This is a genomic window from Shewanella sp. SG41-4 (assembly GCF_014164505.1).
Lineage (GTDB): Bacteria > Pseudomonadota > Gammaproteobacteria > Enterobacterales > Shewanellaceae > Shewanella.
The window spans coordinates 1-2,164 of the sequence record NZ_JACJFI010000458.1; the positions used below are offsets into that span (position 1 = coordinate 1).

A 2,164-nucleotide genomic window follows, 5' to 3' on the forward strand; every position below is an offset into this window, starting at 1 on the left:
ATGGTTTTACATGAATTTCCAGAAGGCATAATTACTTATCTCTTATTAGTAAAAGGAGGGTTCAGTGAACGACAAGCGATGATACTTTCTTTTTTTGCAGCCGCATTAACCACCCCGCTAGGTATGCTTTTCTCATTTCCACTCATCAGTCAAATAGATAAACCAATGTTAGGTGCGTTGTTGTCCGTGTCAGCGGGTGCGCTAATTTATGTGGGTGCAACACATCTCTTACCTAAAGCTGAACAAGAACACAAAAAATACAGTTTTGTTGCATTGGGTGGCGGAATCTTGGTCGCTATTATAATTGTGTTATCAAAAGGTTGATTTCATTGTTGGTCCGTATTTAAATTATGTGATTTTGTTAAATGTGGCACCCATAATTCTTTCGCTAAACAATATGCTACGCTTTATTTACCTTTTTAAAATGGTAATTGAAGATTGCTAAATCAATACAAACTATCGTTAACTTGTAAGCGTCTGAGCAAGTACGTCTTCGGCTGCTCTTATTAATCCCCCTATCTTAACGACTGGCTATTATATCAGGCGTTAATATGCCTAAACGTTTACATGAAGATTGGGCTGATTTGATAAAATAATTGTCTGCCAGCGGCTTAACAATTACAGCCTTCAGTCGTCAACATAAGCTCTGCACCAGTGTCTTTTATGCTCACAAAAATCAGTATTGTTAATACTAGCACTCCAAAGATTGCGGCGTTTGTTAAGGCCATGGTGGCCACGCCGACAGTATGGCAGCCCAGGCAAACCGACTACTTAAGGGCAAACTATTGGTTTCAACATCAAACAGGTTTATGGACTTTTCCCTGCTCGTTGCCTGCAAGCGACTTGCTGGAGATTTCAAAAGGTCTAGAAGCATGTTGATGTTTCAATAACTTACCAGCGTATATCTGCACAACAGTTTCATTGGCTGCTGCCTAGCTTTGATGTATTGGGGCATCAACACGTTAGTGGCTTGAATTACAGTTAATTAATCACAATTGTGAAGGCTGTTTTTCATCATTAGATCATTGTTTCGCCCTTATCCAAGGAGCGTTTTGGTATAATTACACCATGAAATTAAGCCCTGACAACCTACCCAAAGACGTTGATTTACTTACGCAATTATTGCTTGAGAAGCTGGCGGCTAAAGACAATACTATCGAGTTGAGAGATGCTGAAATCGCTGAATGTAAACACTCGGTGCGGCGGTTACTTGAGCCATTTCGAATCGCACAATAACAGCGTTTCGGGACCAACAGTGAAAGCCATGATTAGCAAAGTGTGTTATTTAACGAAGCTGAAGTCACGGTAGATGAGCCAGTTGAATTAATGGCTGATGCTGATGTGTCAGTATCACTTAAACAATGGGCCAAGCGTAAATTATTGCCTAAAGACTTGTCGCGAGAAGTCATCATCCATGATATTAGTGATGAAGATAAACAATTTGATTACTGTGGACATCAGCTGGCGTTAATGGGACAAGATAGCAGCGAGAAACTTAAGTTTATTCCGGCACAAATCAGCGTGATTGAGCATGTTAGATTAAAATACAGCTGCAAGCATTGCGAGACAAAAAGCACTAAGGCCAATATTAAACAAGAGTCAGTGCCAGCGGGCACAAGACCGATTATCAAGGTTAAAAGTGAAGACATACTCGTCTTCTTAGAAAACCTCTGGTCACGAGAAACACTTGCACTATAAAACTATTGTTAATCAGTGCCTTATGGTGTTAATCGCACGTGATGGGTAACTGTACATCATTACGCTTATGTTCGTATCAGCATAATCTAAGAATTGGTTATTTAGCCAAACGCCCAACGGTGCACATGCGAGTGCCACACTTTACAGTATTGTGGAAATGGCAAAGGTAAATGGCCTAATTCCATTTGATTACGTCTGTGCGTGTCTTGATGAACTGCGCTAACTAGAGCCTGATATCGATAGCTTGTTGCCTTGGAATGTTAACAAATAAGTGTAGTTCGCTAAACGTACAAATTAAGCACCTTCACTTTACTGGTCATATTATGTTCTTACCAAATTAGGCGGGTGGCACAATAGTAAGCGAACAGGAATTGTTGGTTAGGAAGCTTTGTGGAAAGGATTGTTTGCACTGAACCCTTCTATAAGGTGCTAGATTTATGCAAAATCAGTTGCTGGAGTGTGGTGT

General features: G+C 40.3%; 3 protein-coding genes. All 3 read left to right on the plus strand.

The features are described 5' to 3' along the window. On the plus strand, positions 1-324 hold a 324-nt coding region (locus H5202_RS21050), incomplete at its 5' end, for a ZIP family metal transporter (RefSeq protein WP_182773777.1). Positions 325-1,068: 744 nt separating this feature from the next. Then, on the plus strand, positions 1,069-1,236 hold the full coding sequence (locus H5202_RS24405; RefSeq protein WP_259397420.1) for a hypothetical protein: 168 nt from the start codon (positions 1,069-1,071) through the stop codon (positions 1,234-1,236). A 42-nt stretch (positions 1,237-1,278) separates the two neighbouring features. After that, positions 1,279-1,698: an IS66 family transposase zinc-finger binding domain-containing protein gene (locus H5202_RS24410; protein WP_336244827.1), complete on the plus strand. Its 420-nt coding sequence runs from the start codon at positions 1,279-1,281 to the stop codon at positions 1,696-1,698. Positions 1,699-2,164 lie beyond the last annotated feature (466 nt).